The sequence below is a fragment of the Nocardiopsis sp. MG754419 genome, assembly GCF_018207095.1.
Taxonomy (GTDB): domain Bacteria; phylum Actinomycetota; class Actinomycetes; order Streptosporangiales; family Streptosporangiaceae; genus Nocardiopsis.
On sequence record NZ_QOCZ01000445.1, the window covers coordinates 1 to 308 of the forward strand.

The 308-nt window shown below is 66.6% G+C and carries 1 protein-coding gene; it reads left to right on the top strand.

Going from position 1 to position 308, the window contains the following annotated elements:
* Positions 1-308 (top strand): ABC transporter ATP-binding protein (locus tag DSY14_RS28480; RefSeq protein ID WP_211719651.1); only part of this gene is annotated, 308 nt, incomplete at both ends.

Consider the following 308-nt stretch of genomic DNA (forward strand, 5'->3'; position numbering starts at 1 on the left):
CAGGGCGAGCGCGACGGCAAGAAGATCCGGTCCGAGGTGCAGGAACTGCTGGAGCGCGTGGGCCTGGAGCCCAACCACTACAGCCGTTTTCCGCATGCCTTCTCCGGTGGCCAGCGCCAGCGCATCGCCATCGCCCGGGCGCTCATCCTCAAGCCCAAGCTCATCATCTGCGACGAGCCGGTCTCGGCGTTGGACGTGTCCACACAGGACCAGGTGTTGCGGCTGCTCTCGGAGTTGCAGGACGACTTCGGGCTGACCTACATCTTCGTCGCCCACGACCTCGCGGTCGTGCGCCAGGTCAGCGACCG